The sequence below is a fragment of the Bacillus niameyensis genome, assembly GCF_001375535.1.
Classification (GTDB): Bacteria; Bacillota; Bacilli; order Bacillales; family Bacillaceae_C; genus Lederbergia; species Lederbergia niameyensis.
In genome coordinates this window covers 4,617,302-4,637,465 of the sequence record NZ_LN831197.1, presented here as the reverse complement: position 1 = coordinate 4,637,465, position 20,164 = coordinate 4,617,302, and the positions used below count along the sequence as shown (strand labels likewise).

The 20,164-nt window shown below is 38.5% G+C and carries 19 protein-coding genes; 4 read left to right on the top strand and 15 right to left on the bottom strand.

Annotated features, from left to right (window positions below; all coding sequences use genetic code 11):
- Nucleotides 1-202 precede the first annotated feature (202 nt).
- Nucleotides 203-2,356: a cell division protein FtsA gene (locus BN1243_RS21235; RefSeq protein ID WP_062110198.1), complete on the top strand. Its 2,154-nt coding sequence runs from the start codon at nucleotides 203-205 to the stop codon at nucleotides 2,354-2,356.
- Nucleotides 2,357-2,412: 56 nt separating this feature from the next.
- Here the strand turns inward: BN1243_RS21235 and BN1243_RS21230 are convergent, their stop codons facing one another.
- The 4 genes from BN1243_RS21230 to BN1243_RS21215 all read right to left on the bottom strand — a co-directional run bounded on the left by BN1243_RS21230 (nucleotide 2,413) and on the right by BN1243_RS21215 (nucleotide 7,619).
- Nucleotides 2,413-2,871: a YtxH domain-containing protein gene (locus tag BN1243_RS21230; protein WP_062110195.1), complete on the bottom strand. Its 459-nt coding sequence runs from the start codon at nucleotides 2,869-2,871 to the stop codon at nucleotides 2,413-2,415.
- Nucleotides 2,872-2,909: 38 nt separating this feature from the next.
- Nucleotides 2,910-3,440 carry a DUF948 domain-containing protein gene (locus BN1243_RS21225; RefSeq protein WP_062110194.1) on the bottom strand — a complete coding sequence of 177 codons (531 nt, stop codon included), beginning with the start codon at nucleotides 3,438-3,440 and terminating at the stop codon, nucleotides 2,910-2,912.
- 217 nt (nucleotides 3,441-3,657) lie between these two features.
- The gene (gene murC / locus BN1243_RS21220) at nucleotides 3,658-4,977 is read right to left on the bottom strand and encodes a UDP-N-acetylmuramate--L-alanine ligase (RefSeq protein WP_062110191.1); all 1,320 of its coding nucleotides are present in this window, start codon (nucleotides 4,975-4,977) and stop codon (nucleotides 3,658-3,660) included.
- Between the two features lie 335 nt (nucleotides 4,978-5,312).
- Nucleotides 5,313-7,619 carry a DNA translocase FtsK gene (locus BN1243_RS21215; RefSeq protein ID WP_062110190.1) on the bottom strand — a complete coding sequence of 769 codons (2,307 nt, stop codon included), beginning with the start codon at nucleotides 7,617-7,619 and terminating at the stop codon, nucleotides 5,313-5,315.
- 134 nt (nucleotides 7,620-7,753) lie between these two features.
- On the opposite strand from BN1243_RS21215, the gene BN1243_RS21210 reads away from it, so the two are divergent.
- Complete coding sequence (locus BN1243_RS21210) at nucleotides 7,754-8,356, top strand: YhcN/YlaJ family sporulation lipoprotein (RefSeq protein ID WP_062110188.1); 603 nt, start codon at nucleotides 7,754-7,756, stop codon at nucleotides 8,354-8,356.
- Between the two features lie 60 nt (nucleotides 8,357-8,416).
- Here BN1243_RS21210 and BN1243_RS21205 read toward each other — a convergent pair whose 3' ends face one another.
- The 3 genes from BN1243_RS21205 to BN1243_RS22410 all read right to left on the bottom strand — a co-directional run bounded on the left by BN1243_RS21205 (nucleotide 8,417) and on the right by BN1243_RS22410 (nucleotide 9,717).
- Nucleotides 8,417-9,283 carry a cytochrome c oxidase assembly protein gene (locus BN1243_RS21205; RefSeq protein ID WP_062110186.1) on the bottom strand — a complete coding sequence of 289 codons (867 nt, stop codon included), beginning with the start codon at nucleotides 9,281-9,283 and terminating at the stop codon, nucleotides 8,417-8,419.
- Nucleotides 9,284-9,377: 94 nt separating this feature from the next.
- Nucleotides 9,378-9,536 (bottom strand): hypothetical protein, encoded by a 159-nt coding sequence (locus BN1243_RS22415; RefSeq protein WP_195892143.1) that lies wholly within the window; start codon nucleotides 9,534-9,536, stop codon nucleotides 9,378-9,380.
- A gap of 13 nt (nucleotides 9,537-9,549) precedes the next feature.
- Nucleotides 9,550-9,717, bottom strand: a complete 168-nt coding sequence (locus tag BN1243_RS22410) for a glycine zipper domain-containing protein (RefSeq protein ID WP_195892142.1) — start codon at nucleotides 9,715-9,717, stop codon at nucleotides 9,550-9,552.
- A 233-nt stretch (nucleotides 9,718-9,950) separates the two neighbouring features.
- Here BN1243_RS22410 and yfcC point away from each other — a divergent pair, with 233 nt between their 5' ends.
- Together yfcC and iadA are read left to right on the top strand one after the other, a co-directional pair.
- Entirely contained in the window at nucleotides 9,951-11,450 is a 1,500-nt protein-coding gene (gene yfcC, locus BN1243_RS21200) for a putative basic amino acid antiporter YfcC (protein ID WP_154669919.1), read from the top strand.
- Between the two features lie 13 nt (nucleotides 11,451-11,463).
- Nucleotides 11,464-12,639 carry a beta-aspartyl-peptidase gene (gene iadA, locus BN1243_RS21195; protein ID WP_062110184.1) on the top strand — a complete coding sequence of 392 codons (1,176 nt, stop codon included), beginning with the start codon at nucleotides 11,464-11,466 and terminating at the stop codon, nucleotides 12,637-12,639.
- A gap of 288 nt (nucleotides 12,640-12,927) precedes the next feature.
- Here the strand turns inward: iadA and BN1243_RS21190 are convergent, their stop codons facing one another.
- From BN1243_RS21190 to BN1243_RS21155, 8 genes are all read right to left on the bottom strand, one after another.
- The gene (locus BN1243_RS21190) at nucleotides 12,928-13,680 is read right to left on the bottom strand and encodes an alpha/beta hydrolase (RefSeq protein ID WP_062110182.1); all 753 of its coding nucleotides are present in this window, start codon (nucleotides 13,678-13,680) and stop codon (nucleotides 12,928-12,930) included.
- Between the two features lie 193 nt (nucleotides 13,681-13,873).
- Entirely contained in the window at nucleotides 13,874-15,166 is a 1,293-nt protein-coding gene (locus tag BN1243_RS21185) for an arsenic transporter (RefSeq protein WP_062110180.1), read from the bottom strand.
- Nucleotides 15,167-15,185: 19 nt separating this feature from the next.
- A complete protein-coding gene (locus tag BN1243_RS21180) occupies nucleotides 15,186-15,494 on the bottom strand; it encodes an ArsR/SmtB family transcription factor (RefSeq protein ID WP_062110178.1) in 309 nt (102 codons plus the stop codon).
- Between the two features lie 308 nt (nucleotides 15,495-15,802).
- The gene (locus tag BN1243_RS21175) at nucleotides 15,803-16,417 is read right to left on the bottom strand and encodes a YesL family protein (protein ID WP_230200346.1); all 615 of its coding nucleotides are present in this window, start codon (nucleotides 16,415-16,417) and stop codon (nucleotides 15,803-15,805) included.
- A gap of 172 nt (nucleotides 16,418-16,589) precedes the next feature.
- The gene (locus BN1243_RS21170; RefSeq protein ID WP_062110853.1) at nucleotides 16,590-17,009 is read right to left on the bottom strand and encodes a universal stress protein; all 420 of its coding nucleotides are present in this window, start codon (nucleotides 17,007-17,009) and stop codon (nucleotides 16,590-16,592) included.
- A 30-nt stretch (nucleotides 17,010-17,039) separates the two neighbouring features.
- Nucleotides 17,040-18,485 (bottom strand): SulP family inorganic anion transporter, encoded by a 1,446-nt coding sequence (locus BN1243_RS21165; RefSeq protein WP_062110175.1) that lies wholly within the window; start codon nucleotides 18,483-18,485, stop codon nucleotides 17,040-17,042.
- 231 nt (nucleotides 18,486-18,716) lie between these two features.
- Nucleotides 18,717-19,319 (bottom strand): YtpR family tRNA-binding protein, encoded by a 603-nt coding sequence (gene ytpR, locus BN1243_RS21160; protein ID WP_062110174.1) that lies wholly within the window; start codon nucleotides 19,317-19,319, stop codon nucleotides 18,717-18,719.
- A 3-nt stretch (nucleotides 19,320-19,322) separates the two neighbouring features.
- A complete protein-coding gene (locus BN1243_RS21155) occupies nucleotides 19,323-20,141 on the bottom strand; it encodes a DUF1444 domain-containing protein (RefSeq protein ID WP_407638874.1) in 819 nt (272 codons plus the stop codon).
- Nucleotides 20,142-20,164 lie beyond the last annotated feature (23 nt).

The following is a 20,164-nucleotide window of genomic DNA, read 5'->3' as shown; positions in this document are numbered from 1 at the left end:
AAAATATAATAATGTTATATACAGCATATAGTAAAAAAAGCGTAAGCACCTGTCTAGCGAAGTAAAAACTTAAAGTTTTTCTAATGAAACGCGGTAACAGATCTATGTTAGACACAAAAGCTGAATCAACCTTCTTTGATCATAGTTGAATAGTACGTTTGCTAGGTGCAGCCATTGAATATAACAAAGAGTAGGTGAAGTGATGAATAATGAAAGAATCTTTGCTTTAGATATAGGCACCCGCTCTGTCGTCGGTCTTATTCTCGAACAATCTGGAGAGCAATATAAGGTTGTCGACTTAACGGTAAAAGAACATAAAGCTCGAGCAATGCAAGATGGGCAAATTCACGATATCGTCGCTGTTGCAGAAATTATATCCGAAGTGAAAACTACTTTAGAAAGGCAACACGGTCCGTTATCCAAAGTTTGTGTTGCGGCAGCAGGAAGATCACTAAAAACAGAGAGAGCAAAGGCTGAAGTATCAATTGCAGAAAAACCGTTGCTCACCCAGGAAGATATTCTATTCTTGGAATTAACAGCTGTTCAAGATGCTCAAACGACAGCTGCAAAAAAACAAGCGACTGACCATTTTCATACATATTATTGTGTTGGCTACTCTGTCCTTCATTATTTTATTGACGGAGAAATGATTGGGAATCTCATCGACCAACAAGGTGATGTAGCTTCTGTTGAAATCATTGCAACATTTTTACCTAGAACCGTTGTCGACTCTTTAATTAATGCTCTGAAAAGGGCTGGTCTTGAGTTAGAAGCCCTCACACTAGAACCAATTGCAGCCATTAACGTACTTGTACCTGTCTCAATGCGCAGATTGAATGTCGCTTTAGTCGATATCGGAGCTGGTACTTCGGACATCGCAATTACGAATGAGGGAACCGTGATCGCCTATGGTATGGTTCCGACCGCTGGCGATGAAATAACTGAAGCTGTGAGTGACGAACTTTTGCTCGATTTTCCTGACGCAGAACAAGCAAAAAGACAGTTATGGCAAAATGATAAAATCATCGTCCAAGACATATTAGGATTTGAAACTGAGATTAATAAATCGGACGTCGTTACCCAAATCTCTCCAGCTATTGATAAACTAGCAGAAGAAATCCGTAACGAAATCATAGAACTAAATAACGGTGTATCACCAAAGGCAGTTATGCTCGTTGGCGGTGGTAGTATGACGCCAGAATTAACAAACCGGCTTTCCCGGTTATTAAACCTTCCCGATAATCGGGTCGCGATCCGGGGAGCTGATGCAATTCAAGGGTTAACATTTCCGGAACATATTTCAGGCGGCCCAGAAAACATTACACCTATTGGGATAGCAATCTCAGCACGTAAATCGCCCATTCAATATGTCAGTTTTACAATCAACGATCGGCTAACCCATATGTTTGCCGTAAAAAAATTAACTATTGCTGACTGTCTTCTAGCAGCAGGGATTTCAATCGGTAAACTTTATGGGAAACCGGGTATGGCTATGTTTGTTACATTAAATGATCAGCCGCTGACTATTCCTGGAACATACGGCGGTCCACCAGTTATTCTAAAAAATGGTGTGGAATGCAGTTTAGAAGATTCAATCTCAGATGGAGACCAAATCCATATTCAAAATGGTAAGGACGGCGAAAAGTCGAAAATTAAAATTAGAGAATTGATCGACGAAATTCCTGAAAAAACAGCGATTATTAATGGTAAGCCATATGAAATTCAAACAGCTATATCAAAAAATGGAAAACGTTCTAGTCTTGATGAATGGATTGATGATGGGGATCACATTTCAGTTTCTTTTCCCGAAACTATTAGTGAATTGCTTAAAGCCTTAAATTTAAATGAGCTATCCTCTCTGCTTCAACCTTTTATGATTAAGTTGAACGGCAAGGAAATGTTTTTTCCTCACTTTTCCGGAGAAATATGGTTAAACGGAAAAGAGGTAAAGGGATCACATTCTCTTCCAAATAAATTGGAGTTGACGATCGTGCGAAAATTAATCCCTACTGTCCGCAATCTCGCAACCTTACTTCAGCATTCACTTGCTAAGTCGATTACAGTATTTTACAATGACGAACAAATTACAATGACGAATAACTCCGCAGAATATTATCGAAATGGTACGGAGCTTGATCTCGATGAAGAAATCCACTTTGGAGAAAAAATTGAATATAAGCAAAAGCCAAGCTTGGGATTTATTTTTCAAGATATTTTCAAATATGTAGCAGTTGAAAAACCGGACAATGCATCTGGCAACTTTTCTTTAAAAATTAATGATGAAGAAGCAACGTTTTACTCCTCGATTAAAGACGGGGACCGCTTAGAAATTATTTGGCCTGTTGTGATTAAATAAGTCGGATTTTATTTGTTATAAAAAAAACAGTCGAGGACATCTCCCCGACTGTTTTTTTATTTTTGTTCAATTAATTCGTCATTTGCATCTGATTTAACAGGTTGTCCAGCTTCTGTGCTTATTTGGGCTTGCTCATTGTTGGATTGCTCTTCTATAACTTCGCCAGCTTCATTAACTGTTTCTTTCCAGCCATCTGCCTTATCTTTTACTACATTGCGTAATTGATCGGCTTTTTCCTTTACAACGCTCGCTTTATCTGCTGCAATTTGATAATATTGTTCTGTTTTTTCTTTGGCAGCTGTAGTAAATTCAGAGCTTTTTTCAATGACGGAATCTTTCCATTCGCCGGATTTCTCTTTAATAGTTCCTACTTGGTCATTAATGTCGCTTCGAAGTTCACGACCTGATTTTGGTGCTAATAATAAGGCTGTTGCTGCTCCAACAATACTTCCAACAATAATACCTGCCATAAAATTTCCTGTACTGTTATTATTTCCATTTTGATTATTGGCCATTTTACATCTTCCTCCCTGATTGCTTCTAATTTATTTAATTAATCATGGTCCGGCTGAGTAGTTTGGATGACATCATTAGAAGATCTGCGACGTTGCTTTCGCTTCGGCTCATTTTTTCTATTCTCGCCAAACCATTTATCTTTAACTTCCTTCGCAACAGCACTCCATTGAACGACTTGCGCAATCTTGTCCTGATTTCTGACTAATGTTGTCGAAATAGATGATGTCACTGTCCTCACAGATTGGTTCAACTCTTGAATCGTTCCGCCAACACCTTGAACGGCATCTACAACTGTATTTAACCTCTCCACTTTTCCGTGAATATCTTCGGCAAGACTGTTCGTCTTATGTAATAGTGCCGTCGTCTCTCCTGTTACACCTTGGAGCTGTTTTTCAAGACCAGTTAAAGTGACGGAGACACTATCCAATGTTTTTGTGACACTCTCCAACGTATGGGTCACCTCATTCATTGTTTCATCTAAAGCTCGAGAAGTCTTAACTATACTAATTACTAAGAAAACAAACGCAATTGCAATAATCGCAACACTTACATACAATATAATGATCATTTCTTCTAACACCTCCTACGTACAACTCTTTACCCGGGCTATTAAGAAACTAAACGTTTCTTCACATTGCTCTTCTCCAAAAGTAGATGATTTTCCTGCAAAAAAACGAAATATATGAAAAAAGTCGTAATTTGTATTAAATTTCCCATTTCCGCTTTTTACTATTCAAAAAGAACGAAAACCCGGCGTTTAAAAAATGAAATGCCGGGTTTCGATACTATTGAGCCTTTTTTAATTGTTTTTCCAACAAATTTTCGTAAGCTAATTGAAATTTTTGAATATCTCCCGCACCCATGAAAAGAATGACCGCATCATTTGCTAGCAAAAGTGGAGATGTGTCATCTTCGTGAATAATTTCCGCTCCATCAATTTTCTCTTGCAAATCAGCAATCGTTAATTTCCCATGGTTTTCTCGTGCAGAACCAAATATATCGCATAAGTATACTTTATCAGCTTCACTTAAACTTTCCGCAAAATCTTGCAAAAATGTTTGAGTTCTCGTAAATGTATGTGGTTGAAAAACAGCAACCACTTGTTTCTGTGGATACTTTTTCCGTGTCGCCCGGATTGTAGCCCTAATTTCAGCAGGGTGATGAGCGTAGTCATCCACTAAAATTTGGTTACCAAGCTTTTTCTCAGTAAACCGGCGCTTCACGCCTTTGAAAGTGATTAACTGATCTTTAATATTTTGCACATCAATATTCTCATAATGACAAAGTGCAATAACAGCTAGAGCGTTCAATACATTATGATCCCCAAAAGTAGGAATCTCAAAATTCGCATAAAAATTATTTCTTATATAGACATCAAAACTAGTGCCCTTCGAAGAAGTCTTCATATTCCGTGCTTGAAAATCGTTCTCTTCCTTAAAGCCATAATACAGGATAGGGACTTCTGCCTGAAGCTTTTGTAAATAATCATCATCACCAAAAGCAACAATCGCTTTATTCACCTGCATAGCCATTTCTTGAAAAGCAGAAAATACATCCTCAACGTTGGAAAAATAATCAGGATGGTCGAAATCAATATTGGTCATAATGGCATAGTCCGGATAATATGAAAGGAAATGCCGGCGATATTCACATGCTTCAAAAACAAAATACTCAGCATCTCTTTCACCGTGCCCTGTCCCGTCACCAATTAAATAAGAAGTCGGTTGAGCACCGCCTATCACATGAGCTAAAAGACCCGTTGTTGATGTTTTCCCATGAGAACCAGTTACAGCAATGCTAGTGAATTGCTTCAAAAACTCACCTAGAAAAGCATGATATCGAACGACAGGAATTCCCAACTTATTCGCTTCCTCGATCTCTTCGTGGGTATCCGGAAATGCATTCCCTGCAATAATTTTCATTCCTTGTTTCACGTTATTTCGATCAAATGGCAAAATTTTTATATTCGATTTTTCGAGAGGAACTTGAGTGAAAAAATATTTTTCCACATCCGACCCTTGCACTTTATAACCTTTATCATGAAGAATTTGTGCGAGCGGGCTCATTCCCGAGCCTTTGATCCCTACAAAATGGTATATAGTCATATTTGAACCTCCAACATTCGTCTATCTATTTGCATCATATGAAACAATACTCCAATTGGATAAAATTTGAATTAACAATCCACTTTGAAGCTCGGCATTCTATGTTAGAAGCCGTTGTTTTTTCATTCCACTGAACTAATCAGGCTTTTGCTGCTTGTAAAAGCGAATTTCTATTCGTCTTTTTCGTAAACATTCTTTTATCGTTATTATCTAACAGCCAGATCACTTGTATGTAAGGAACACTTATTTTTCAATTTTGCATGTTGCCATATTATAGCATGAACCTGCTCGTATTTCTATGTGCAAAATTTGTCGAATACGTTTCCCAACATTCATTACTCTCTCATAACTTCAAGCTCTACTTGAGTCATCAGAACCTCACGAGGCTTACTTCCCCTCGCTTCAGAGATAACGCCTTGCTGTTCCATCATGTCAATTAAACGAGCTGCGCGATTGTAGCCGATTCGAAATTGACGTTGTAATAAAGAAGTGGATGCACTTCCTTGTTGAACGACAAATTCACATGACTCCAAATAAAGATCATCCTCGTCTTCTTGGATTTGTGCTTTTTTAAGAAGTTCTTCTTGTTCAAACAAATAATTCGGTTTTCCCTGGGAACGGACATGCTCAATAACTCGATCAATCTCTTCATCTGAGACAAAGGTGCCTTGCAGCCGAACTGGTTTCGATGAACCACTGCCTAAAAACAACATATCACCACGACCAAGTAACTTTTCTGCACCACTAACATCGATAATTGTTCTTGAATCAACTTGGGATGAAACGGAAAAAGCAATTCTCGTTGGAACGTTAGCTTTGATCAGCCCGGTAATTACATCAACAGATGGACGCTGAGTAGCAATAAGCAAATGAATTCCACATGCACGAGCTTTTTGGGCAATACGGCAAATCGATTCTTCCACATCATGAGGTGCCATCATCATTAAATCGGCTAGTTCATCAATGACAACGACAATATAAGGAAGTTTTTCACTATACCTTCCCTGGGATTCGGCTAATTCATTAAAACGGCTAATATTTCGTACACTTGCATGCGAAAACAATTCATAACGACGTTCCATTTCATCTACAGCCCATTTTAGAGCGGCTGTAGCAGCTTTCACATCTGTAATAACAGGACTTACAAGATGTGGTATATGATTGTATGGAGCTAATTCGACCATTTTAGGATCGATTAAAAGTAATTTAAGTTCTTCAGGCTTTGCTTTATAAAGCAAGCTCACTAAAATGGAGTTCACGCAAACACTTTTACCTGAACCTGTTGCACCAGCGATTAATCCGTGAGGCATCTTCTGCAGATCTGTAACAATCGGTGTTCCAGAAATATCTAGACCAAGAGCAGCTGTAAGCAATGAATCGCTTTGTGAAAAAGTTGAATCTCCTATTATTTCACTAATTTGTACAGGGCGGCTATTATGATTCGGGATTTCAATCCCAACCGATCGTTTCCCTGGAATAGGTGCTTCAATCCGAATATCTTTTGCGGCCATGCTTAACTTAATATCATCGCTTAGGTTAGTAATTTTATTAACTTTGACACCACGCTCAGGTTGAACCTCAAATCGTGTAACAGATGGCCCTTGACTTACATGGACTACATGAGCATTCACATTAAAATTAGCGAGGGTTTCATTTAAAAGCTCTCGTTGTTCATTTAACCATTCTGTATTCTCCTGTTTTATGACAGGAGGATACAGCATTTCTATTGGCGGAAATTGATATCCGGCCTTTTGCTCTATTTGAGAATCCGATTTATGGCCCTCTTTCATATTAGATTGTCTTTTTCTTTCGGATTGTTGAGTCACTTGTTGACTATTTTGTGCTGACTGCTTGAGCTCCCACTTTTTTCGGTCGTTTTTCAACATTAATACATTAAAAGGTAATTGAGATCGCGATCTTGGCTTTGGACGCTCCTCCGATGATTCTGGAGGACGATGGGTGACTTCTTCATGTTCAATTTCAGTCTCCACATCAACACGTTCTTCCACAATCACCTGCTCTTCAGATGTGAACACTTCATAGTCTTCCATCAGTTCTCGCGATTCCTCATGATCCTCTACAATTTCTTCTATGTCTTCACGTATATCTTCCACCGCTAGTTGCTCAACATCCAAACTGGCAGAAACTTGTTGTTTCGCGATTTCTGATGAATCAAGCTCTTCAGCTTCAAAAGTAAAATTCAGCTCGATCTCCGCAGGCATTTGCTGATCCTTCACAGGGTCTTGAGTTTTTAGAAAAGATTCTTGTAGTTCATATTCCTCCGTTTGTTTTTCCGGTCGCTTGTAACCGTATATAGGCGAAGGAATAGTCGTTGGTCGAAACGGTTGATTGTATTTTACACGTTCTTTTTCTTTATCTACTTTCCGCTCCATTTTTACAACTGGTGATGGCTCTTGAACAGGTGTAGGCTGTGTTCTATCCCTTTCCCTATTCGGATTTAGACTTTTTTTAGGAGGATCTTGGATTAAAGGGAAGCGGAACGGTCCCTTTGGATATTGGTAAGTCATCCTTGTTTCCATTTGCTGTCTGGATGACTCGGATGGTTTTTTAATTGCTTCATATTCTTCAACATGATCTTCATCTGACATGATTTTGGCGATAATTTTTTTAATCCAGGACATTGAATCACTCTTTCTATCCTAATTGCGTTTTTTACATTAAAAGTTCGACTGCTCTATTATAACAAATCTTAGGCATAAAAATTGAGTCTTTTGGAATGATATAAAAGAATCACGAATAAAAAGGAGGTTTTTTAATGAAATTCCTTAAACCACTTGCATGTGCAAGTTTGGTCTCCGTCATGCTTGTTGGATGTGGTGCAAATAATGATAATAACGATCGCTTTGCGAACGATAATAATGGTCCACTTGATGTACGTTATGAGCCTGGAAACGGACGCAACAACGTAGACTGGGATTCAAGAAATGACCTAACATACCGCAATAACAGGGATGGAATGGGGACGAATGTACGAAACGATATTCGTGATAATGATGGACTTAATGCGAACAACACAAATCGGGACAATAAGGTTGATTTAGCCGATGACATAGCTGATGAAGTAACAAAGCTAGATGAAGTCGAGCGTGCTTACGTCTTTGTGACAAACAACAATGCTTATGTTGCCGTAAAACTAAATAATAACCGAGATGACTTAAATCAAAAAGTTGAAAAGAAAATTGCTGACCAAACACGAAAAGTGAAAAAAGGTCTAGACAATGTTTTCGTTTCGGCTAACCCGGACTTTGTTGATCGCATGCGCGGATACCGTGATGACTTCCAAAACGGTCATCCTATTAGTGGCTTTTTCGATGAGTTTACAGAAACAGTCGAAAGAATATTCCCGACTTCTAGATAGGTGACTGGCACGTAAACCGACCAAATCATTTGGTCGGTTTTTCTAATGATGGTTTCAAAATTATTTTCTTTCTGGAAGCTGGATTACAATCCCTTGGACAACACGAATATTTTCATCTTCTTTCTCTTCTTCCTTCCCCCAACGACTAATTAAGTAAAAAAGTGCCGTTCCATAACCAAGCAGTTGTAAAGCTTTAAGAAGAGCGCCTCCAAGCTGTTGATCACTAATTCCATTCATTTCTCCAAACAGTCGATATCCAGACGCATCGTAAACAGTATAGTGAGGATAAAGGATACTAAGAATTAAAAAGATTCCCATTGGCATTAATAATAAGGAATTCAGAAAAACATAAGAAACACGTATAAAATAAGAAAACTTCCCTACTCCTTTTAACGGAGCAATGATAGTCCACCACATAAGGATAGCCGAAATAACTAATATCGTTTGGCTTATAAAAGATAAAACAGAATGTCCATGAATTTGGTTGAAAAATTTTGGTACGAGATAAATGGTCAATACTCCGTTAAAAATGAGAGCGGCTACCCAAGGATAAGAAAACCATTTTATTGTTTTCCTAAGGCGGTAGTGCCAAAATATTTTTTGTAATAACTCCACTGGAACACTCAGAATAAATAAAGGGATAATCGCAAAATGAATCGTTGCTAATTCAAAAATGTGAGCACTAAACAGAAAATCCTTTCCGACTAAATTGAAAGGACTTCCTTTAACTATGTATAAAAGAAGCATAGCTCCATAAAAAAAGCCGTAATGACGAAAGCTTACTTTATATAAAGAAGACGCTAATATTTTTTTATAATACAGCCAAGAAATTAAGATCAATAAGAATAAGAAGAGGGGACTCCATAATACATACCATGGATATTGGGAAAATAAACTTGTGATCACAGTTCCTGCTCCTTTACCCATTATTTTTCCACTTTTCAAACATTAACTATTGCCCCTATTCTATCATATTCCCTCTCCGCTATCGCCAAGTGGAATTGAATAAAGTGTGACTTCCCTAATTTTTATTCGCTATTACGATTATAAAAGTTGCAATCGGGCCTAAAAGTAATGAAATAAGGAACCAAGCTAAACCACTTCTATTTTTCCCTTGAGCTAATCCTGCATTAATTAGCGCCAATGTGCCCCATCCTACAAAGTATCCTTCATTTCCCATTAGTTCATCCTCCTTATTTCTTTTTATCTAAGATTGACGATTCGAAAACAAATCCGATGCCAATTCCAATAACAACACCTAATGCAAGATTATCCAGAGCCACTCCTAATGCAACGCCAATAGCGACTCCGACCGTAACTCCCCTTCCAAAGCCTTTTTTCGTCTTTTCTTTCCTAGACATGGATTCACACTCCGTATATTTTTTTGATTATTCTTTACATACGTTTTACTTTATAGAAGGATTCACCGTTTCTGTATATTCTATAATGACTGTTCAAGCAATTGAGTAAACTGAAGGGAGCTTTACAATATTTTTGTGAATAGGAAAAATTAAATGCTAAAATTTCTACCAAATGATTATTTATGCAAATCCGTGTTATACTGTCCGATGTACATATGGAAGGAGTTTACATCATGAATCAGAAAAAAACATGGAACATGCCGCACACTTTTGTAATCGTCTTTTTCGTCGTTTTATTTTCGGCAATTCTAACGTTTATTGTTCCAGTCGGAATGTTTCAAACAGAAGAAATTACATACACACTGAACGGTGAAGAAAATACGAGAACTGTTATTCAACCAGGAAGCTTTGAATTTTTGAAAGATGAAAATGGTCATCTCATTCGTCAAGGAGCCGCTCTTTTTAAATCAGGCGGTGAGACGGGATTTCTAAACTATGTTTTTGAGGGACTTACCTCTGGTGATAAATGGGGTTCTGCAGTTGGCGTTGTTGCTTTTATACTTGTCATCGGAGGAGCTTTCGGCATCGTAATGAAAACTCGTGCGATTGAAGAAAGTCTTTTATCCGTGATTTCTAAATCGAAAGGGAAGGAAATATTCCTAATACCAATTTTATTTTTCCTATTCTCCCTTGGTGGTGCCGTTTTCGGAATGGGGGAGGAAGCAATTGCTTTTGCTTTCATTCTAGCTCCGATGATGGTTACGATGGGCTATGATGGGCTGACCGCTGTCTTAATTACTTATATCGCTACTCAAATTGGTTTTGCGACCTCGTGGATGAATCCATTTAGTGTCGCAATTGCTCAAGGTGTTTCTGGAGTTCCCGTCCTATCAGGGTCAGGTCTAAGAATTATCATGTGGATCGTCTTTACGTTAATTGGAATTATTTTCACATGGCGCCATGCCGTCAAAGTAAAAAAAGATCCAATGAGATCTCTTTCCTATCATTCAGATCAATCTTTTCATTCTGAAGAAGCAAAAGATCAAGTCTCTGCTAAATTCTCATTCGGACATATTCTTGTTTTATTAACTTTGCTATTAGGGATTATCTGGATCGTTTGGGGTGTAACGGAGCGCGGTTATTACATTCCAGAAATCGCCACCCAATTTTTTACGATTGGACTTGTTTCCGGGTTCATCGCTATCGTATTTAAATTAAACAATATGCGGATTAATGATCTTGCTACTAGTTTTACCGAGGGAGCAAAAGATTTGCTACCTGCTGCACTTGTTGTGGGAATGGCGAAAGGAATTGTCCTTATTCTCGGTGGAGATAGTCCCGATACCCCGTCCGTATTAAATACTGCTTTGTACGGTGCTGGCGAATTAATTGGTGACTTTCCAAATATGCTTTCGGCTACATTTATGTATTTATTCCAATCCGTCTTTAATTTCTTCGTTGTCTCTGGTTCAGCACAGGCAGCTTTAACGATGCCATTAATGGCTCCACTTGCTGATATTGCAGGTGTTACTCGTCAAGTCGCTGTTCTTGCATTTCAACTTGGTGATGGCTTAACGAATATTATTGTTCCGACATCAGCCTCGTTACTTGGAACATTAGGTGCTGCAAGAGTGGATTGGGGAATTTGGGCTAAATTTATTTATAAATTTTTATTATTATTAATGGCTATTTCAATTGTTTTTATTATGATTGCAGTCGTTATTGGCTATTAGGAGGCGTCAACTTATGTTAACACTCATCCAAAACGGAGAAATTTATGCTCCAGATTATTTAGGAAAAAAAGATATCCTGCTTGTTGATCAAAAAATTGGCTTTATTCAAGATCGTATTGAAGTTCCTGCAAATTTTGTGGAGATCACCGTCATCAATGCGACGGGGAAAATGATTGTACCAGGATTCATTGATGCCCATGTCCATATAACAGGTGGTGGTGGTGAAGGCAGCTATAAAACGAGAACACCAGAACTTCAATTAACGAATGCAACTTTAGCTGGGGTTACGACAATTGTCGGAGTGATCGGAACAGACGGTACAACACGAACAATGACTAATCTCATTGCAAAAGCCCGAGGATTAGAAGAAGAAGGTATCACCTGTTATGCACAAACTGGCTCTTATCAAGTACCTGTTAGAACTCTAACAGGCACAATTGAAGACGATATTATATTAATTGATAAAATCATCGGAGCTGGAGAAATTGCGATTGCCGATCATCGTTCCTCCCAACCAACAGTCGAGGAACTAGCTAAAATTGCATCAGCTGCTCGGATCGGCGGTATGCTTTCCGGTAAAGCAGGCATTGTCAATATCCACGTTGGAGATAGCTTCGATCATGTGGAACTAATTGAAAAAGTGATCGATACAACGGCGATTCCGATTAAACAGTTTTATCCGACTCATATGAATCGGAACCCTCATTTATTTGAAGCAGCGATCGACTTTGCAAAGCGCGGAGGGTATGTCGATTTTACAACAAGCAGCATTCCTAAGTTTTTTGAAGAAGGCGAAGTGAAATGCAGTCTTGCTTTAAAAAGAATGCTCGATCAAGGAGTGGACATTTCACAAATCACCTTTACTTCTGATGCGCAAGGAAGCCTCCCTGATTTTGATGAAAATGGAGAGTTTATTGGATTACAGGTCGGCAAAGTATCCTCTCTTTTCTCTGAAGTGAGGGATGCGATTTTACAAGAAAAAATTGAACCTGAACTGGCCTTAAGGGTGATTACCCAGAATCCTGCCGCTATTTTAAAATTACAGCAAAAAGGAGTCGTTGCGGAAGGTAAAGATGCGGATCTTGTTATTTTAAATCGCGATGATTTGTCAATTGATACAGTTTTTGCGATGGGGAAAATGATGGTAAAGGATGCAGTAGCTATTGTAAAAGGTACTTTTGAACAATAAGTTAAAATTCAATCTATAGGGGGGGTTCACTTTCAGATTATTCGAGCATACTAAAATAAAAGAACACATAAAATAAAAAAACGTTTCGATGCGGCTAACATTGAAACGAATGTGCAAAGCTGGTGCCCGTATGGAGTCATCGGCACACAACGTGCTAAAAACCGCCAGAGTCGAGGAACTCAATGGGCGGTTTTAGTCTTTTTTGTGAAATGACAGTATCGCAATAATTAATACCCCAAACGACAGTTTTACTTTCCTCACTAGTTAGGTAACGGTCAACCGGAATAGTCACTCTCCGACAAACTTTAGAATCGCTTCAATGACATCCTTTTCCCAATAATAGGAGTTAAAAGTATGATCCCCATCCTCAATAGTATGAAGGGTTGCCTGATCGCCATAACACTTTTCGATATAAAGGTTAGAAACCTCATATGGAACAGCCTGATCGTTTGTACCATGAATTAATAAAACTTTGCCGCTATACTGACTTGCTTGTGACCAAACATTAATCGTTTTTAAATCTTCACCAAAAGCAGTGCCGACTAAATTGCCTCCGTGATCATAAGCGTCCAAACTTTCGATAAATGGTACGTTTTCTCTCATCCGCTCAACAGATATACCCATTGTTCCAGCGGGAGCCATTAAGATAAGCCTTTCGATTTCAGCCTGTAAGTCACCTGCAAGCAAACTAGCAACTAGGCCACCCATACTTAATCCCAATACAACGATCCGATCTGTATCCACCTTTGGATGGGCTTTGACAAATTCAAAAATAGTCCCAGCCTCTTCCCACTCTTTTCTAACGGTCATATCTTTGAAATCGCCATCACTCTCTCCACTACCAAGAAAATCAAAACGGAAACTGGCAAACCCTTTCGCTTCCAAAGCCCGGGAAATATTCAAAAATAAGCGATGCGGTTCCAATTTATTACCTGTAAAACCATGGAATAAAATGACAGCGGGTAACTTTTCCCCTTCTGGAATATGCTCCATTCCTCTCAAAACCATCCCATTATGAATAACTTCAACAGCTTTTTGCATACGAGCATCCCTCTCTTTATGTATTTATATTGTAATTGTAGCATGCTTCGTTCAAAATATTGAATCTATTTATTCTTAACTTTAGAAATTTCTTTAGATAGAATCGAAGGTCTGAACTTCTTTTGTTTCAATCAAACGCTAATTTCTTCTTGGGCCTGAGAGGAAAGCCAAATATGTTAATAGTTTATATGTTTCATGACAGCAAAAGCCAAATCCATAAACCACATAAAGTAATGAAAAGTGTAGGTACCGTTAAAAGAACTCCAACCTTTAAATAATACCCCCACGAGATGCGGACTCCTTTTGTCTTTAATACGTGAAGCCATAAAAGGGTAGCAAGAGAGCCAATCGGTGTGATCTTCGGACCTAGATCAGAACCAATCACATTTGCATAAATAAGCGCTTCTCGTGTTACTCCTGTTGTATTCGTATCCGCGATGGCTAAAGCATCAATCATAACAGTCGGCATATTGTTCATAATCGAAGATAAAATAGCAGCGATAAACCCCATCCCAATCGTTGCTATGAAAAGACCTTGATCTGCTGCAAGCTGGATTAAATCCGTTAAAACACTCGTTAGTCCGACATTGCGAAGGCTATAGACAACAACATACATACCAATGGAAAAAAAGACAATCGCCCATGGCGCGCCTTTTATGACTTTTTTAGTTTGAACAACTGGACTTCTTTTTGCTGTTAATAAGAAAATGATTGCCACTACTCCAGCGATGAAGGAAACAGGAATGTTGAAAAATTCACTTCCGAAATAACCAATTAGTAGAATAGCCAGTACACCCCAAGACATTCGGAACATTTTCAGATCACGAATCGCTTCGATGGGCATTTTCAGTTGATCTGTCGCAAATTTTTTTGGAATGCTTTTGCGGAAGTAAATAAACAGTACCCCCATACTAGCTAATAAGCTGAATAGATTCGGAATTATCATTCTTGATGCATACTCAGCAAAACCGATACCGAAAAAGTCTGCTGATACAATATTAACGAGGTTGCTTACAACAAATGGCAAGGACGTTGTGTCGGCAATAAAACCAGAAGCCATTATGAATGGTAATATCATTTTTTCTTTAAAATTTAGGGTACGTACCATCGCGAGAACGATTGGCGTTAAAATCAATGCGGCACCATCGTTAGCGAATAGAGCGGCCACAATTGCTCCTAATACTGTGACGAGTAAAAACATTTTCACTCCGCTCCCCTTCGCAAACCGAGCCATATGTAAAGCCGCCCATTCGAAAAAGCCAATTTCATCCAGAATAAGGCTGATAATAATGAGGGCAACAAAAGTAAGGGTCGCGTTCCATACAATCCCGGTAACATCCGCAACATCTTGAATAGATACAACCCCAACTAGTAGCGCCAGCACCGCTCCTCCACACGCTGACCAACCAATCGATAAACCTTTTGGTTGCCAAATAACGAAAATCAAGGTTACTATAAATATCGCTATTGCTAAGAATAAATCCACTTCTTTTCTTCCTCTTTTCCTAGTTACATGTCTTTCTCTTGCTCGAAATTTCTAAAGGTGGTAAAAGACTGACCAAATGGAGAATAAATGGATATAATTCATGTTGCTTATTTAAAGAATAATACACCCACCTTCCTCTTTTCTCCTCATTTGTAAGATTGACCTCTCTTAGTTTTTTCAAATGCTGACTGACAGCTGGTTGGCTTAGTTCGAGAATGTCGACCAATTCACATCCGCAAAAAGTATCCACGGATAGAAAGCAAAGTATTTTGAGCCGACTTTCATCGCTAATTGCTTTCAAAACACCTTCCATTTTTTGAATGTTCATTCGTTTACCTCTTTCTTACATAAGTAATCACTTATGTGTCTAATAATAATATATTAGATTTTGCACTTCAATAGATTTCAATATTGTAATCTATTATTTATATTGAGTAACTTAAATGGCAAACAAGCGGGACTGGGGAAACACATTTACAAAATTAAGGAAAATTGAAGAAGATGACCTCTTTGAGACAGATCATCTTCTTAGAAAATTCCGTAGGGAGGGGATAGCGAAGGATGGCGTGGTCTGATTTAAACCCGTTCACAAACGGCCCATTGCCGTTCGTGAACATAGACTAAGATAACAAAAAACTATTCTTCAGGTTCGGAGACGAAGCCTAAAAAGGCATGTAGTGCGATCGATATCCACCAATACGCGGCAGTGCTTATCAATAAAACCGCTACGATTGGAGATACATTAATTCCAATCCATCCCACAGCAATAATAATGAAAGCAATTCCAACTGTGTGCACAGCACGGATCATAGAAATAAGTAATGTCCCTCTTATAAAATGGGCTAAGTTCATATTTAAATGGACAAGAGCTGGCAAGCCATATATCCAAAATATAAGTAAAAATAAAGCAACAAAGTAACATGCATAGATGCCATATTGGTTTAAACCAATTTGTTGAAAATGCTGAATAAGTATAATTAGCCCAGCATAAGCAGCTAAAAACGGCAAACAAACGAGATTACCTTTTAAAAATAGTTCTTTATAATAACGCCAAAACATTTTATGTATCGGTGCATCATCTGTTTCTCTTTTATATTGGCGTACAACCGCCATCACTGCTAACAAGGCAGGAAAAAAGCCAAACACGCCCAATCCTACTATAGTAAAAACCATAAACAATAATTGCAAAATAAGAATTCGCCCGATAGTCCGACCGTAAGTCTGAGTTGGACCACTTTGAGTTTGATTCACCAAGTTCCGACCCCATTTCGACAACTTTTTTTAAAAAGCGTACCATACATACTGGAATCCCTCAATAATAGTTTACATTATTCGTTAGTTCTTAAAAACTCCTTTGGAAACAAACTGCAAAAAAGCCGGCTCCGTTTAAAGAGTCAGCTTTTCTACAAAACTATTCAATTTGTTATTTTACAATTAATACAGGACAGTTAACTCGCTTTGCTACTTTATGACTAACACTACCAAGCACCATTTCTTGTAAAGTATTTAAGCCCCTGCTCCCAACAATAACCATGTCACAATTTTGTTTATTGGCGTATTCAACAATGGCTGGTCCGGGGTCTCCGTGCAACATTGTTACTTTGTGATTAATATGGGCTCGCTTAAACATTTCTTCAATTGGAATTAGCTTTTGACGCCTTTCGAATTCAAGAGTCTCTGGATTTTTACTGTGTAACACTTCCGTTGCTGCCTTTGAGTAATCCATAACAAAAACGATCTCGATCGTCACATCTTCCATCATGCTAACAATTTTCAGTGTCTCCTCAGCGGCACGAAGAGAATAGTCAGATCCGTCTGCAGCTAATAAAATTCTTTTATACATCATTATGACCCTCCCTTCGAACTGGTTGCTTTATACTTTATTATGAACCGATAAACGATTGACTAATTGAGAACTTGGCTTATTTAACCCAATCAAACGAACAGTTTTTCCAACTTCCTCTAATTTTAATACAATCTTATCAATTGCGGCTACCCCTGAATCATCCCACACATGAGCATTGCTAAAGTCTATAACAACATTTTTTTCATGACCATTTAGGTCAATGGAACGTATCAGCTCTTCAACAGAGGCAAAAAAGACTTGTCCAACGACTTGATATTCCTTTTTGTCACCAGTCTCTTTCGACTCCACTTTCAGTTTCGAAATCTTGGCCACAAAGAAAATGGCACTTAAAATAACTCCTGCCAATACTCCTTTAGAAAGGTCGCCCGTCACTACTACTGTGACAACCGTAACAATCATAACAACCGAATCTGTTAGAGGAGTTCTACGTAAATTTTTTAACGAAGCCCAGTCGAATGTTCCAATTGATACCATAAACATCACACCGACAAGAGCAGCCATCGGAATTTGAACAACTACATTTCCTAATACAATAATGAGAAACATGAGGAACGCACCAGCTACAAATGTAGATAGTCTACCTCTCCCCCCCGACTTCACATTGATCACAGATTGGCCAATCATTGCGCAGCCCGCCATTCCTCCAAAAAATCCGGTTACGATATTGGCAATACCCTGTCCACGTGTTTCCATATTTTTATTACTTGATGTATCTGTCATATCATCGACAATGGAAGCGGTGAGCAAGGATTCCAACAATCCAACTAAAGCCAATGAAAGTGAATACGGAAAGATAATTTTCAACGTTTCAAAGTTAAATGGGACGTCTGGGATTAAAAAAGTTGGTAAAGCAGATTTCAATGTCCCCATATCCCCTACTGTTCTTACTCCACTATTCGTCATAATCGCAATCACCGTAATTACGATAATAGCAACTAAAGGAGAAGGAACGGCTTTTGTTAATTTCGGAAAAAGGTAAATGATGACGAGTGCTCCTGCTACCATTACATACATTTTCCATTTTTCGCCAACAAAATGTTCCAACTGTGCCATAAAAATTAAGATAGCTAAAGCATTGACAAAGCCAATCATGACAGAACGCGGAACATATTTCATAAACCTTGCCAATTTAAAAATCCCGAAAATAATTTGTATGATGCCCGTTAAAATCGTAGCCGCTAACAGGTACTGCAAGCCGTGATCAGCTACAAGTGAAACGACGACAAGCGCCATTGCTCCAGTAGCAGCGGAAATCATCGCTGGCCTACCTCCAGCAAAAGCAATGACAACTGCCATTGTAAAAGAAGCATACAATCCAATCATTGGATCAACTCCAGCGATGATTGAAAAGGCAATCGCTTCAGGTATGAGGGCTAAAGCCACAACAATTCCCGACAAAATATCGCCCCGAATATTACCAAACCATTGTTCTCTCAAACTATTCGTTTTCAAGCAAACACTCCTATCATTTTATTATTCTGACTTTGAACTCTCATCAAAGTCAAGCAGTCAAAATTTTATCATAACAGGAGATTTTCGCAACATCCATTTGTTTATTTATCCATAATTCACTTACTTTTTAACCATTAATAAAGTAAAGTGAAACTTCAATGGTTTGAATTTCACAGTTATTTAATACGGGACAACCTAAAAAGATGCGAACGAATCCGTCCGCATCTTTTTTTAAAACTGAAAAGCCTCGCCGATTTGATAACGATCTTCTTCCAAAACAAGAATGCCTTTTTCCTGTGGAGCATTAGGCAAGTCTAACTCTTTTGCTGAACAGATCATACCACTTGATGGAACGCCGCGAAGTTCGGCATCTTTAATAATCATTCCGCTTGGCATAACCGCGCCTACTTTAGCGACAACTACTTTTTGACCTGCATCCACATTTGGAGCACCGCAAACGATTTGTAATTCTTCTGTTCCTACATCCACTTTACAAACACTTAATTTATCTGCATTCGGGTGTTTTTCTTTTTCCTTAACAAATCCAACAACAAACTTAGGTGAAAAATCAGCTTCTAGCTTTTCGTCAAAACCGTTTTGTTGGATCGCTTCGTTGATTTTACCAGCGAGCTCCTCATTTAACTCAACTTTTCCATTCGCATCCAATTGAACATATTTCGAAGCGTTAAAAATATTAAATCCACCTGTTTGCCTCGTTTGTTCATCATAAATTCGTGCAACATCACCTTTGCGTTCGACGGTTTTGTGTTCTACATCCTGAATCGCAATTAAAAGTGTATCGCCGATCCCTTGCAAATTATAAAAAACATTCATCCCTTACTTCCCCTTTCCATCACTCTTCTTATGATCATGTGCCAAAATAAAAATCGGCTCGAGTTTACCATCTTCATATGTAAACGAAAGTGCGGTGATTGGAACTTTTCCAGATGTGAAAAAGCTCATTGTTAACTCAGCGAGAATATCATATCCTGTTGCATTCCGTATATCGCCAATAATGAGAACATCTTGATGAGGAACAGCGACAACCATCTCGCCTTCGATCTCATCGGCTTTTTCTTGTAAAAATTTCTCATTAAGAATTCGACTGGCGTCATAGCCATCATTCGTGTTTAAGAAATAGAAAACATTACTTGCGACAGTGTCTTTCTTCATATCCGTCGGTAATGATCTTACATTAAACCGAGCGATTTCCCTAACTTTCTGAGGATCCAATCCTTCTTTTTCGATTAACTTTTCATCAAGCAGCCGATATGTATTCCCTAGGTCCAAAGCATAATAAATCCTTGTTTCAGCTGTATGTTCATCCGTGAAAAACGGGATTTCTTCTCCAGTTTCTTTCGGAAATGAAGTGGAGCGAATGACAGGGAATATTTTCTTCTCTTGCCCTGCAACTTTCTGTTCCTTCCCCATTACACGAAGGGCCTCTTCCACGTAATAGATAACTTCCTCAATCACTTTATCTTTCCGTTCATGCCATTTAGCGACTAATGGTGACAGAGCCACTTCGATGCCTTTGCCAGTTTCCTTGCTCTCAATTCGAAGACTTTCTTTCTCACGGTCATATAGAAATGACCTTCCTGGCTTTTCTAACCTCTGTTCTAGCTCTCTTCGCATTTTCTTTTCATCCATTTTCATGTCGCACACCTCCTTACAATCAA